Here is a 13,215-nt window from a genome sequence, read left to right as displayed (position 1 = left end):
GCGGCCGGTCGGGCGTGGCCGGCCCGCGTTCGGCGGGCGCGACCGGGACGGTGACGGGGCAGCCCGGGCGACCCGCTCGCGGTTGACCCGCGGCCCGGCGTCGCCGGGATCCGCTGCCGGTCTCTTCGACCCATCCGGACGTGCCGAGCCCCTGTGCCGGCGCGTTCCTCGTGGCCGCGACCAGCAAACTCAAGGTTCGCTCAAGTCCCCCGGATCGCACGATCTTCGATGCGATGGATGCGCATACGCTCGCCGCACCGCTGCCCACAGCCCGCGACCGGGCCGGCCACGGTATCCACCACATGCCACACACAGAAGGAGAGGGCATGCGACGCAGACGAATGCGGATCGCATTTCTCGCGCTACCCGCCCTGCTGGGGAGCGTCCTCATAGGTCCCCCGCCCGCGGGCGCGGATCCTGTGGAGGCCACGGTCCCGGCCGGCTCGGAGCGATCCCACCACGAGCACGACGAGTCGGCACAGCTCGTACGCATCGAGCTGACCGGGTCCGACATGCTGGACAAGGTGGTCGACGCCGGCTTCGACATCGATCACGGCCTCAAGCGGGTGCCGAACGGCATCGAGGGCGAGGCGGTGGTGACCGCCGAGCAGATCACCGAACTCGAGGCGATGGGCGTCAAGATCCTCGCCGACGACGAGGGCTTCGAATGGTCCGAAGAGGCCGACGGCGGCCTCGGCGCCGCCGCCGCGGCGGCCCGGACCGTCCAGCCGCTCAGCCACGCGCAGACCGTACGGGTGGTCCGCGCCGACTGGTTCACCACGAAGGGCCAGGGCTTCCTCTACGTCGAGGCGCGGACCACCGAAGGGCAGCAGGCCAACCCGGTCGTCATGATGCAGCTCGAGAACGACTCGGGCCGGGGCAGTTCGTTCGGCTTCGCGCGGACGATGAGCCGCTTCGTCGACTCCGGGCAGTACATGTTCCACCGGAACCTGTTCAAACTCGACACCCGCCCGAGCCAGATCAAGGTCACGAGCTCGACCGGGGGCGTCACCACCGGCAGCGTCTCCAACTGGCTCGAGGACGCTCCGCCGCCGCTGACGGACAACCCGGGCTACAAGTACGACTTCATCGACGGCTACAAGCACCCGCAGCAGCTCTACAGCCGTGCCGAGGAGATCGCCCGGCAGTACCCGGACATCGCCCAGATCATCTACCTGCCGAACAAGACGAACGGCTACCAGCGCAAGGCGCAGGCCACGATCGGCGGCACCGGGCAGGCCGCGGTCGTCGTCAGCTCGGCGGCATGGGGCCACGAGGGCGGCAACGACGTCACCGTCGAGTTCGTGGAGCGGCCGGGGGCCAACCTCCCGCTCACCGTCGAGGTGGCGGGCAAGGCGGTCCGCGTCCTCCTCGCGAAGGATGCCGCGGGCGCGCTCGCGAGCACCGCCGCGGAGGTGGCGGCGGCGGTGGAGACCCGGTCCCAGGGCCTCATCGACCGGGCGCACCCGTACCGCACCAACGCCGGCACCGGCATCGTCGCGCCGACGGCCGGCCCGGTCGCGCTGACCGACTTCCTCGACGAGAAGCGGGTCGGCGCGCCGGAGGGCGAGGTGCCCCGCGGCCCGGCCACGGTCCCCGTCCTGCGCATCGGCAAGCACCGCGACGGCCGGAACCCCGGCGTCCTGATCCAGGCGCAGGACCACGCCCGCGAGTGGGTGCCGGCGACGACCACACTGGAGACCGCCGAGCGCCTGGTGCGCAACTACAAGACCGACAAGGACACGAAGAAGATCGTCAACGACACCGACATCTTCCTCATCCTGTCGAACAACCCCGACGGGGCGAACTACAGCTTCTACAACTTCGCCTCGCAGCGTAAGAACCTGACGAACCACTGCCCGGACGAGGACGCCGATCCGGCCCGGCGCAACTCCTGGGGCGTCGACCTGAACCGGAACTACCGGGTCGGGTCGGCCCACGACGGCTACGCGGGCGGCTCGTTCAGCTGCGTCAGCGGCACCTACCAGGGGCCGGAGAAGCTGTCCGAGCCGGAGGCGGCGAACATCGTCTGGCTGGTCGAGACGTACTCGAACATCAAGTTCATGATGTCGGTGCACTCCAACGGCGGCCAGTTGTTCTGGCAGCCGGGCGCCTACATCGCGGACGGGCGGGTCACCACGCCGCGCCCGCCGATGGGCGACGAGGCGTTCTACTGGCAGTCGGCCGGCCGGATCCTGTCGCAGGTCAAGGCGTACCGGGAGACCGTCGTCACGCCGGAGAACGTCGGCGGCTCGTCGGACGTCCTCTACTCCTCCGCGGGCAACGTGCGCGAGGACCTGTACCACACCTACGGGATCTACGCCTTCGGCTGGGAGGTCGGTGGCTCCATCTACAACCCGGCCACCGGCAACTGGCAGGGCGGCTCCTTCCAGCCGCCGTGGGTGGGTGATCCGGCGCTCGTCAGCGGCCACTCGGAGACGATGGAGTACGCCAACGGGATCATGGAAATGTTCCGGATCGCGGCGGAGTGGGGCAAGGACAAGAAGAAGCCGACGTCCGAACTCGTTCCCGGCGGCGGGAAGTACTCCGGGCCGGTCGACGTGCGCTTCGAGACGAGCGAGCCGGCGACCATCTACTACACGACGGACGGCAGCCGGCCCACGCTCCAGTCGCCGCGCTACGAGTCGACCGACTTCCGTGAGCCGGGGCAGGTGTTCCACGTGACCGAGACCACCACGTTCCGCTGGTTCTCGGTCGACACCGCCGGCAACGTCGAGAAGAACTACGACCCGGAGAACGGCAACCGCAACAACTACCGATCGGCGACGATCACGGTCGGCAAGAAGTAGCCCGGCGCGCATCGCCTCGTCAGCACGGGTTCGCCCGCGCTGACGAGGCGATGACGTGTACTCGGTGGACCGTGCTCGCCGACCCCGGTCCTAGCGGAACGTCCAGCGCTGACCGGGGGCACCCGAGCACGAGGTGATGCTCAGCTGTGGTGCGCCGTTGGGTGCCGTCGGTCCACCCGTACCACCGCGGTCGTGCAGGCACAGCCGGGACGCCACGTGCAGGATTGTCCCGTCGGACCGGAACTGCCAGGCCGGTCGCGAGCCCCGCCCGCACCGCCTGAGCTGAACCGGACTGCTCGCACCGTGGCCGGCCGGGCCCATGCACATGCGGTGCATCTGCAGCGAGCCGTCCTCCCGGAAGGTCCAACGCTGCGCGCCGGAGCCGTTGCAGGACGCCATGGTGATCGGATTGCCGTGGTCGCGGTTGTCGTACATGTTGTCGACGCACAAGCCGGACGTACCGATGATCCGTCCGGTGCGTGGGGCCGTGAACGGCACGGAGGGCGTGGGCGGGGCCGGCGTCGTCGGACCGGCGCTGCCGGCGGTCGCCGACGGGCCCGGCGCGGCGCTGCGTCCGGGTGGGGTGGCGGCGATCGCCGACGAGGTGGCGCGCGGGCCGGCCGTACGGGCCGGGTCGGGCAGCGCCGACGGTTCGCCGGTCGGGAGGTCGGCGGTGGTCGGGGGCACCCAGACCGGCCCGGCGTCGATCGTCGGCCCGTGCTCCGGGGCATCCTGGCCGCCGCCCCGGGCCAGCGCGACCGGTGCGGCCACCACGAGGACCAGTGCGGCGCCGATCAGCACCATCCGGTCGCGGGTGCGGAGCCGGGTCATCCGGCCGCGGATTCGCCCGGCCAACCCGCCGGTGGCCGTACCCGGGGTGTTTCCCGGTCCGGCGCCGGATCCGTCGCCCGCGACCGGTCGCGGGTGGCCCGGCGGGACCGGGTCGAGCGCGGGTACGGCCGCGGCCGGGAACTCCCACGTCATGGTCATGCTGTCGACGGGCTTCGGCGGTCCGGCCACGGTGGCCGCCCGGTCGACGTAGGGCCGGACCAACAGCGGGTCGCTGCCGGCGGTGCATCTGCCGCAGGTCGGCTGGGCCGACGGCTCGTCGCAGGCCCGGCATCGGCGGCTGTCGCTCATCCTCGACCCCGTCCGGGTCCGGCCACACCAGTGCGCGTCACAACCGCCGTCATCGCCGCCACACCCGTTCCATGCCCCCGCTTCGCAGCGTCCGGTCCCGACCGTGCCTTGTGCCATCCGCTTCGTGCCGTGGTGCCGTCGGCCGGCCGGGGCGGCGCCGGCGTCCCGTCGGCGCCGTGCCGCTGCCCGCCGGCCAGGTGCCGTGCCGACGGTGCGCCGCTGCCTGCCGGCGGTCCGTCCGGGGTTGCGCCGTCGCCTGCCAGGTCCGCGCCGGTGCCGGCCGTCCTACCTGTACGTGCCGGACGTGCCTGATCCGACGAGGTCTGCCGGGCTGTCAGGTCCGAGCCCGACCGACCCTGCCACAGTCGGCGACGTTCGGGCATCGGCGTCCGGTTGGGAGCCGCCTACCGTTCGGCCGATCAGCCGGCTCGGCGGCTGCCGGGGGAATAGCAAGATCCGCGTGATCAGGGACCTCGTCGCGTGGCGCGCCGGCGACACGCGCGTTTTGGTCCCTGATCACGCGGATCATGGGGTGGGGGAGGGGGCGGTCAGGCGGGGAGGCTGGCCGCGCCCCTCGGGAGGAAGCGGGTGCCGGTCACGGACTCGGAGGTGCCGGTGCGGTCCAGGTACGGGGTCACGCCGCCGAGGTGGAACGGCCAGCCGGCACCCAGGATCATGCACAGGTCGATGTCCTGCGGCTGCGCGACCACACCCTCGTCGAGCATCAGCCGGACCTCCTGCGCCAGCGCGTCCAGCGCCCGCTGGCGTACCTCCTGCGCGGTCAGCGGCGCCGACCCGACCTCGAGCAGTGCGGCGACCTCGGGGTCGATGTCGCCGTCCCGGTCGGTGAGCGGCTTGCCCGCCCGCACGATCCGGGCCAGGTTGGGGCTGACCGCGAACCGGTCCGGGAACGCCGCGTGCAGCGTCTCGGCGACGTGCAGCGCGACCGCCGGGCCGACCATGGTGAGCAGCGTCAGCGGCCGCATCGGCAGGCCCAGCGGATCGAGCGCGGTGTTGGCCACGTCGAGCGGGGTGCCGGCGTCGACGGCGGCGAACGTCTCGCCGAGGAACCGGGTCAGCAGCCGGTTGACCACGAACGACGGTGCGTCCTTGACCAGCACGCACGACTTGCGCAGCTTCTTGCCGACCGCGAACGCGGTGGCCAGCGCCACGTCGTCGGTGCGCTCCGCCCGTACGATCTCGACCAGCGGCATCACCGACACCGGGTTGAAGAAGTGCACGCCGACGACCCGCTGCGGGTGCTCCAGGTCGGCGGCCATCGCGGTGACCGACAGCGACGAGGTGTTGGTGGCCAGGATCGCCTCCGGCGAGACGATCTTCTCCAGCTCGGCCCAGACCTGCTTCTTGATCTCCAGGTTCTCGAAGACCGCCTCGATGACGAAGTCCGCGTCGGCGAAGACCGACTTGTCGACCGAGCCGGAGATCAGGCCGCGCAGCTTGGCGGCCGTACCCTCGGGAAGCCGGCCCTTGCCGACCAGCTTGTCCACCTGGGCGTGGACGTAGGCCACGCCCTTGTCGACGCGGGCCTGGTCGAGGTCGGTGAGGACCACCGGGACCTGCAACCGGCGCAGGAAGAGCAGCGCGAGCTGCGACGCCATCAGGCCGGCGCCGACGATGCCGACCTTGGTGACCTCGCGGGCCAGCGCCGGGTCCGGCGCGCCGGCCGGTCGCTTGGCCCGCCGCTGCACAAGGTCGAACGAGTAGAGGCTGCTGCGCAGTTCCTCACCCATGATCAGATCGGCGAGCGCCTCGTCCTCGGCGGCGGTGCCGGCGGCGAAGTCGGTCTCCTTGGCCAGGGCGAGCAGTTCGAGCGCCTTGTTGGCCGCGGGGACCGCGCCGTGCAGCTTCTCGTCGAGGGTGTGTTTGGCGAAGAACAGCACGCCGTCCCACATCTCCCGGTCGACCTCCGGGCGCTCCACCGCGACGGTGCCGCGGACCACGCCGGCCGCCCACTCCAGCGACCGCTCCAGGAAGTCGGCCGGCTCGAAGAGCTCGTCGGCGATGCCCAGCTCGCGGGCCTGGGCCGGCCTGAGCGTCTTCTGGGTCAGCGGGTTCTGCAGGATGACCTGGGCGGCGCCGGCGATGCCGATCAGGTTGGGCAGCAGCTGGGTGCCGCCCCACCCGGGCACCAGGCCGATGCCGACCTCGGGCAGGGCCAGCGCGGCGGCGCCGCCGGAGACGGTGCGGTAGTGGCAGTGCAGCGCCAGCTCCAGGCCACCACCCATCGCCGCCCCGTTGACGAACGCGAACGTCGGCACGGCGCAGTCCCGCAGCCGGGCGAAGATCCGGTGGCCGAGCCGGCCCAGTTCGACCGCCTGCTCCCGGTTCTGGATCAGCGGTACGCCGGTGATGTCCGCGCCGACGCAGAAGATGTACGGCTTGCCGGTGACCGCGATGAACGCCGGCTCGGCGGCGAGCGCGGCGGTGATCGCCTCGTCGAGGCTGGCCAGTCCGGCCGGGCCGAAGCTGTTCGGCTTGGTGTGGTCGTGGCCGTTGTCGAGGGTGATCAGCGCGGCCGGCTTCTCCAGGCCGGGTACGGCGACCTGCCGCAGCAGCGCCCTGGTGACCACCTCGTTCGGGTTGTTCAGGGTCACTTCTGCGCACCTTCCCAGTTGGGGTTCTCCCAGATGACGGTCCCGCCCATGCCGATGCCGACACACATGGCGGTGATGCCGTAGCGCACCTCGGGGTGCTCGGCGAACTGCCGGCTGAGCTGGGTCATCAGCCGTACGCCGGACGAGGCGAGCGGGTGCCCGACGGCGATCGCCCCACCCCACTGGTTGACCCGCGGGTCGTCGTCGGCGATGCCGAAGTGGTCGAGGAAGGCGAGCACCTGCACGGCGAACGCCTCGTTGAGTTCGAACAGGCCGATGTCGCCGATGGACAGTCCGGCGATCCGCAGCGCCTTCTCCGTGGACGGGATCGGGCCGACGCCCATCACCTCCGGCTCGACGCCGACGAAGGCGTACGACACCAGCCGCATGCCGATCGGCAGGCCCAGTTCGCGGGCCACCTCCTCGGCGGCGATCAGGCTGGCGGTGGCGCCGTCGTTGAGCCCGGCCGCGTTGCCCGCGGTCACCTTGCCGTGCGGGCGGAACGGGGTCTTCAGCGTGCCGAGCTTCTCCAGCGAGGTGTCGCGGGGCGCCTCGTCGACGGTGGCCAGCCCCCAGCCGGTCTCCGGGTCGCGTACGGCGACCGGCACCAGGTCGTCCTGGAGCTTGCCGTTGGCGTACGCCTTGGCGGTCTTGAGCTGCGAGGCGAGCGCGTACGCGTCGGTGCGCTCCTTGGTGACGTGCGGTACCCGGTCGTGCAGGTTCTCCGCGGTGGCGCCCATGACCAGGGCGGACGGGTCGACGAGCTTCTCGGCGAGGATGCGCGGGTTGGGGTCGACGCCCTCGCCCATCGGGTGCCGGCCCATGTGCTCGACGCCGCCGGCGACGGCGACGTCGTACGCACCCATCGCGATGCCGCCGGCGACCGTGGTCACCGCGGTCATCGCACCGGCGCACATCCGGTCGATCGCGTAGCCGGGAACCGTCTTGGGCAGGCCGGCGAGCAGCGCGGCGGTCCGTCCGAGGGTCAGCCCCTGGTCGCCGATCTGGGTGGTGGCGGCGATGGCCACCTCCTCGACCCGGTCCGGCGGGAGTTGCGGGTTACGTCGCAGGAGTTCGCGGATGCAGCGGATCACCAGGTCGTCGGCGCGGGTGTTGGCGTACATGCCGCCCGCCTTGCCGAACGGGGTGCGGACGCCGTCGACGAAGACGACATCGCGGACTTCACGGGGCACTTGTGAGCCTCCTTGCCGGCGCGGTGGTGTACCCCGGATGCTACTCGTCGGTAACTATCGGCGTCAGCGCCGGGGTTGTGGCGCGGACCACAGATGCCCGTTTCCGGTACGTTGAGCACGGACGTAATCGGACAACCCGGAGGGTGGACGCGTGAAGGTACTCGTCGCGGGCGGCGCGGGCTTCATCGGCAGCACGATCGTCTCGGCCTGCCTCGACGACGGCATCGTTCCCGTCGTGCTCGACAACCTGTGCACCGGGCGGATCGAGTTCACCCGCGACCGGATCTTCTACCAGGGCGACATCGCCGACGGTGCCCTGATCGACCGGATCTTCGCCGAGCACCCCGACATCGAGGCCGTCGTGCACGCCGCCGCGCTGATCGTGGTCCCGGAGTCGGTCGAGCAGCCGCTGCGCTACTACCGGGAGAACGTCGCCAAGTCGGTCGACCTGGTCGAGCACGTGGTGCGCAACGGCTGCCAGCGCCTGCTCTTCAGCTCGTCGGCGGCGATCTACCGGCCCAGCGACGACTTCTCCGTCGACGAGACGTCGGGCCTCGACCCGCTGAGCCCGTACGCGCGCACCAAGGCGATGATGGAGGCGATCCTCGCCGACGCGGCGGTCGCCACCGACCTGCGGGTGCTGTCCCTGCGCTACTTCAACCCGATCGGTGCCGACCCGAAGCTGCGTAGCGGCCTGCAGCTCCGCCAGCCGTCGCACGCCCTCGGCAAGATCATTACCGCGCACGAGAACGACGACGAGTTCCTGATCACCGGCGTCGACTGGCCGACCCGGGACGGCTCCGGCATCCGCGACTACATCCACGTCTGGGACCTCGCCCGGGCGCACGTGCAGGCGCTGCGCCGGTTCGACGCGATCCTGCCGGCCGGCGGCGACCGCTCCCACGAGGTGGTCAACCTCGGGACCGGGGACGGCACCACCGTGCGTGAGCTGGTGGCCGCCTTCCAGTCGGTGGCCGGCCGGCCGTTGCGGGTGGGCGAGACCGGCCCCCGGCCGGGCGACTCGGCCGGCACCTACACCCGGATCGACAAGGCCGGCCGGCTGCTGGACTGGAAGCCGGAGTTCACCGTCGCCGAGGGCATCCGCCACTCGCTGCAGTGGGCCGAGATCCGCGACGAGCGGCTCGCCGCCTCCTGACCGCACCCCTTATCCCGCGATCTTGCATTTGTCGCCCCCCGAACCGGTACGAAAGGGGGAGACAACCGCAAGATCGCGGGCGATCGGGCACGGCGTCAGGACGGTGGCGGTGGCGGCGGGTCCTGCAGGGCGGTGGTCAGGTCCTCGCCGACCAGGCCGAGTTGCCAGGAGCGGGCGCCGTACCCGCGCAGGGTCTGGGTCACCGTCTCGACCGTGACCTCCTCGGGCGGGGTCCAGGCCAGCCGGCGTACCGAATCCGGGGTGATCAGGTTCTCCGGCGGGAGCCGGTGCTCCGCCGCGATCCGGGTCACCGCCTCGCGGCACCGGACCAGCCGGGCCGCGGCGGCCGGGTCGCGCTCGGCCCAGCGGTGCGGCGGCGGCGGGCCGTCGACCGGCGGGTTGACCGGCAGTTCGCTGTCGGCCAGGCCCCGCGCCTCACCGAGCGCCTCCAGCCAGACCCGGGCCAGCCGGCGCACCGACCGGCCGCCGAAGCCGGGCAGGGTCAGCAGCGTGCGCTCGTCGCGCGGATCGGTCTCGGCCGCCGCGATGATCGCCGCGTCGGGCAGCACCCGGCCGGGCGCCGAGTCGCGCCGGGCGGCGATCTGGTCCCGGGCGTACCACATGGCGCGTACGCGGGCCTGGGCCCGCGCCCCCCGGACCCGGTGGATGCCGGAGGTGCGCCGCCACGGGTCCGGTCGCTGCCGGGGCGGCACGAGGCCCCACGCGACCACCGCGGCGAACTCCTCCGCGGCCCAGCCGTCCTTGCCCTGGGTCACCAGCTCGGCGGCGAGCGCGTCGCGCAGGTCGGTGAGCATCTCCACGTCGAGGGCCGCGTAGGTCAGCCAGGACTCCGGCAGCGGGCGGCTCGACCAGTCCGCCGCCGAATGGTGCTTCTCGAGCGTGTAGCCGAGCAGCGACTCGGTCAGCGCGGCCAGGCCGACCCGCTCGAATCCGGCGAGCCGGGCGGCGAGTTCGGTGTCGAACAGCCGCCGCGGCCGCAGCCCCAGGTCGGCCAGGCACGGCAGGTCCTGGCTGGCGGCGTGCAGCACCCACTCGGCGTCGGCGATCGCCGAGTCGAGGGTACGCAGGTCACCCAGGGGCAACGGGTCGATGAGCACGGTCCCGGCGCCGGCCCGGCGCAGTTGGACCAGGTAGGCCCGCTGGCTGTAGCGGTAGCCGGAGGCGCGTTCGGCGTCGATCGCCACCGGTCCGGTACCGGCGGCGAAGCGGGCCACCAGTTCGGCCAACTCGTCGGGTGTCTCGACCGGGACGGGGGTGCCGTCGCGGGGGGCGATGAGCGGAACGGGCCCACCAGGCTTCGGGTCGGGCCCCACTGCATCTGACGCCGACGTGGCGGCTCCATCTGACGCCGGCGAACCCGCCGGGCGGCTGTGTGGCTCGTCCCCCGCTTGGCGTTCGTGGGCCCGACGGCGCAGGGGTGGTTCGTCGGTCACCTGGCAACCCTAGTCGGCGCGCGCTCGCCGCATCGAACAGCCGGCCCGGCGAGTCGACCGTGATCCGCCCGCCGGTACCTTCCACGCTGAGGTGAGCGTGGTTTGTCACGGCCCGGACATCAGGGCAGACAAACCCCTTTCATGCAGGTACGGTCCACCCTGCCGCGAGATCGAGTCGGTGGGGTTGTCCGGTCGTGCGACCGTTGGACAGTGGAGTCGGTCGTGCGCCGCCGACGCAGACAAAAGACATGAGACAGCGTCCCTGGGAGGCGTGTAACGATGACCGCTGGCTACGACCCGTACGCCGGACAGCCGGGCAACCAGCAGCCCGCGCCGAGCCCGCCCCCGGCAGATGGGTCGGAAACCGGACAGCCGCCCGCCCCGGAGGCCGGCGCCCCGGCCCGGCCGGGACCGCTGCCGCCCAAGATGGAGCCGCCGCAACTGGCACCGCCGCCGGCGGCGGCCCAGCCATGGTCCGGCCCCGGATCACCGGCCACCCAGTCGTGGCCCACCCCGGGCTCACCGGTGGTGGCCGCGCCGCAGCCGAGGTCGGCGCCGCCGATGCATCCGCCGGCGGGCTTCCCCGGCGCCGCACCGCCGCCCGCCGCCCGCCGGCGCGTCTCCTGGCCGGGCGTGGTCGCGCTCGTCCTGGCGCTCTTCCTCGCTGTGGTGGCCGGGTTGCAGGCGGTCCAGATCAACAACCTGGCCGACCAGTTGGCCGCCGCCGACGACCGGCTCGCCGACGCGCAGGCCAGTGACGGCAGCCGGTTCGAGGGCCTGGAGGGCCGGACCGGCGAGCTGGAGAAGCAGGCCGGCGACGTCTTCAACCCGGAGGCCATCTCGACCGTGGCGCTGCCCAGCGTCTTCCGGGTCAGCGCCGGCAACTCCGGCGGCACCGCCTTCGCCGTCGGCAAGCCGGCCGAGGGCGGCGGCACCAACCTCCTCACCAACTACCACGTGGTCGAGTCGGTGTGGACCAGCGGTGGCCGCGAGGTCTTCATCGAGCGCCGCGACCAGCGCTTCCCGGCCATGATCGTGCGGGTCGACGAGCGCAACGACGTCGCCCAGCTCGTGACCACCGGCGCGTTCACCGGCCTGGTGACCGCCACCGAGCCGGTCAAGTCGGGCCAGCAGGTCGTGGTGGTCGGCGCTCCGCTCGGCCTGGAGGACAGCGTCACCACCGGCGTGGTCAGCGCGTTCCGCACGATGCCGGGCGGTGGCCCATCAATGATCCAGTTCGACGCCCCGATCAACCCCGGCAACTCCGGCGGACCGGTGATCAACGGCGCCAAGCAGGTGGTCGGTATCGCCACCGCCAAGGTCGCCGATGCCGAGGGGGTCGGACTCGCCATCCCGATCGCCACCGCCTGCGACGGATTCCAGATCTGCTGACCCGCTCGACCGCCCACCACCCGCTCGACCGCCCCGCCGCTTTCCGACCCCGCCGGGCGGCGGCCACCCTTCTGGAGGAAGCAATGTCCTACCCGCCGACCGGCCCCGACGGGCCACCGCAGCAGGGCTACGACCCGAACGCGTACGGGCCTCCCGCCGGTGACCAGGGCGGCCCCTACCAGCCGTACCAGGGCTCCCCGCCGCCGCAGGGCGGGTTCGGGTCGCCGGTCGCCTACGACCCGGGCTACCAGCAGCAGCCGCCGGCCCAGCAGCCGTACCCGGGGGCGCAGATGTCCGGCCCGCCGTTCGGCGAGCAGATGTCCGGCCCGCCGGTGTCGGCCAGCCCGGCGCCGGCCGCCGCGCCGAAGAAGAGCCAGACGGTGCTGATCCTCGGGATCGTCGCCGGCCTGCTCTTCGTGCTCGGCGGGGTGATGACCGGCCTCTACGTCGCCAAGTCCAACGAGCTCTCCGAGACCAGGGGCACGCTGACCGCCCAGGTGAAGGAGCGGGACACCACGATCACCACCAAGAACACCGAGCTGGAGAAGCTGAAGACCGACCTGTCGGCGGCGACCAAGCGGGCCGACACCGCCGAGCAGAACCTGACCGGCACCCAGAACGACCGCGACGAGCAGGTCCGGCAGAAGCAGATCATCTCCAAGTGCCTCGAACTGCTCAGCACCGCGCTGACCGCCGCGGCGGCCGGTAACCAGTCCGCGTACGACGCGGCGGTGAAGGACCTCGACAAGACCTGCGACGAGGCCAACAAGTACCTCTGAACCATCCGGCGGGGCGTCCTGCGACGGGCGCCCCGGCTGGCGGTCAGCGGCCGGCCGTCGACCGGCGGTCGGGCAGCGCGGTGACCCCGGGCGGCGGCAGCCCCGCGGTGGAGGCCAGCAGCGCGCACCAGCCGTGCAGGTGGGCGGCGAAGTCGTCGGTGGCCGGCGTCCACGACGCCCTGATCTCGATGTCGGCGGCGGCCGGCTCGCCGGCCAGGTCACCGAACCTGGTCGACATGGTCTGCGTCACCGTGCCGCCCATCGCCCGGTGGCCGGCGTGGTGGGCGTCGAGCCCGTCGACGAGCCAACTCCAGCCCACCGACGGCAGCAGCGGGTCGGCGGCCAGTTCCAGTTCGAGATCCGCCGACACGTACGTGACCAGGCGCAGCGTGCCGTCCCACGCGTCGTGGCCGGCCGGGTCGTGCAGCAGGATCAGCCGGCCGGTGGCCACCTCCTCGCCGCCGCGCAGGACGGTCGCGGCGAGCGCGAAAGCGTACGGCGCCAGCCGCTGCGGCGGCCCGATCTCCTTGAGCACGATCTCCCGCCGGGGCGATGCCGCGCGCAGGCCGGCCACCGCGTTCGCGAACACCTCGGGAACCGCGGTGGGGGCTGCCATGTCCGCAGCCTAAGCCGGCAGGCCCCGGGCCGGATGATCGGCGCGCCGATCATCCCTGCC

General features: G+C 72.4%; 9 protein-coding genes. 4 read left to right on the top strand and 5 right to left on the bottom strand.

The features are described 5' to 3' along the window. The first annotated feature begins 326 nt into the window (after positions 1-326). Positions 327-2,810: a M14 family metallopeptidase gene (locus AB0M79_RS04520; RefSeq protein WP_364207767.1), complete on the top strand. Its 2,484-nt coding sequence runs from the start codon at positions 327-329 to the stop codon at positions 2,808-2,810. 90 nt (positions 2,811-2,900) lie between these two features. Here the strand turns inward: AB0M79_RS04520 and AB0M79_RS04515 are convergent, their stop codons facing one another. The 3 genes from AB0M79_RS04515 to AB0M79_RS04505 form a co-directional block, all read right to left on the bottom strand. Further along, positions 2,901-3,950, bottom strand: a complete 1,050-nt coding sequence (locus AB0M79_RS04515; protein ID WP_364207765.1) for a ricin-type beta-trefoil lectin domain protein — start codon at positions 3,948-3,950, stop codon at positions 2,901-2,903. A 548-nt stretch (positions 3,951-4,498) separates the two neighbouring features. After that, positions 4,499-6,565 carry a 3-hydroxyacyl-CoA dehydrogenase NAD-binding domain-containing protein gene (locus AB0M79_RS04510; protein ID WP_364207763.1) on the bottom strand — a complete coding sequence of 689 codons (2,067 nt, stop codon included), beginning with the start codon at positions 6,563-6,565 and terminating at the stop codon, positions 4,499-4,501. Further along, positions 6,562-7,758, bottom strand: a complete 1,197-nt coding sequence (locus AB0M79_RS04505) for an acetyl-CoA C-acyltransferase (protein ID WP_364207761.1) — start codon at positions 7,756-7,758, stop codon at positions 6,562-6,564. The genes AB0M79_RS04510 and AB0M79_RS04505 overlap by 4 nt, the downstream gene beginning before the upstream one ends. A 151-nt stretch (positions 7,759-7,909) precedes the next feature. Between AB0M79_RS04505 and galE the strand changes: the two genes are divergently transcribed. After that, positions 7,910-8,914: a UDP-glucose 4-epimerase GalE gene (gene galE, locus AB0M79_RS04500; protein WP_364207759.1), complete on the top strand. Its 1,005-nt coding sequence runs from the start codon at positions 7,910-7,912 to the stop codon at positions 8,912-8,914. 95 nt (positions 8,915-9,009) lie between these two features. On the opposite strand, the gene AB0M79_RS04495 is transcribed toward galE, so the two are convergent. Then, positions 9,010-10,368, bottom strand: a complete 1,359-nt coding sequence (locus tag AB0M79_RS04495; RefSeq protein ID WP_364207757.1) for a ribonuclease D — start codon at positions 10,366-10,368, stop codon at positions 9,010-9,012. A gap of 279 nt (positions 10,369-10,647) precedes the next feature. Between AB0M79_RS04495 and AB0M79_RS04490 the strand changes: the two genes are divergently transcribed. Together AB0M79_RS04490 and AB0M79_RS04485 are read left to right on the top strand one after the other, a co-directional pair. Next, positions 10,648-11,760, top strand: a complete 1,113-nt coding sequence (locus tag AB0M79_RS04490) for a trypsin-like peptidase domain-containing protein (protein WP_364207755.1) — start codon at positions 10,648-10,650, stop codon at positions 11,758-11,760. An 83-nt stretch (positions 11,761-11,843) separates the two neighbouring features. Further along, positions 11,844-12,539: a hypothetical protein gene (locus AB0M79_RS04485; RefSeq protein ID WP_364207753.1), complete on the top strand. Its 696-nt coding sequence runs from the start codon at positions 11,844-11,846 to the stop codon at positions 12,537-12,539. Between the two features lie 43 nt (positions 12,540-12,582). On the opposite strand, the gene AB0M79_RS04480 is transcribed toward AB0M79_RS04485, so the two are convergent. Continuing rightward, on the bottom strand, positions 12,583-13,155 hold the full coding sequence (locus AB0M79_RS04480) for a DUF3000 domain-containing protein (RefSeq protein WP_364207751.1): 573 nt from the start codon (positions 13,153-13,155) through the stop codon (positions 12,583-12,585). Between the last annotated feature and the right edge of the window lie 60 nt (positions 13,156-13,215).

This window comes from Polymorphospora sp. NPDC051019 (genome assembly GCF_040683055.1).
Classification (GTDB): Bacteria; Actinomycetota; Actinomycetes; order Mycobacteriales; family Micromonosporaceae; genus Polymorphospora; species Polymorphospora lycopeni.
Note: the sequence above shows the minus strand (reverse complement) of the source record. Positions and strands in the feature narration are given on the sequence as shown.

Excerpts from the sequence above, each read along its gene's own strand:
- AB0M79_RS04520 (WP_364207767.1), top strand. The coding sequence starts at position 327 with ATGCGACGCAGACGAATGCGGATCGCATTTCTCGCGCTACCCGCCCTG.
- AB0M79_RS04515 (WP_364207765.1), bottom strand. The coding sequence starts at position 3,950 with ATGAGCGACAGCCGCCGATGCCGGGCCTGCGACGAGCCGTCGGCCCAG.
- AB0M79_RS04490 (WP_364207755.1), top strand. The coding sequence starts at position 10,648 with ATGACCGCTGGCTACGACCCGTACGCCGGACAGCCGGGCAACCAGCAG.
- AB0M79_RS04485 (WP_364207753.1), top strand. The coding sequence starts at position 11,844 with ATGTCCTACCCGCCGACCGGCCCCGACGGGCCACCGCAGCAGGGCTAC.
- AB0M79_RS04480 (WP_364207751.1), bottom strand. The coding sequence starts at position 13,155 with ATGGCAGCCCCCACCGCGGTTCCCGAGGTGTTCGCGAACGCGGTGGCC.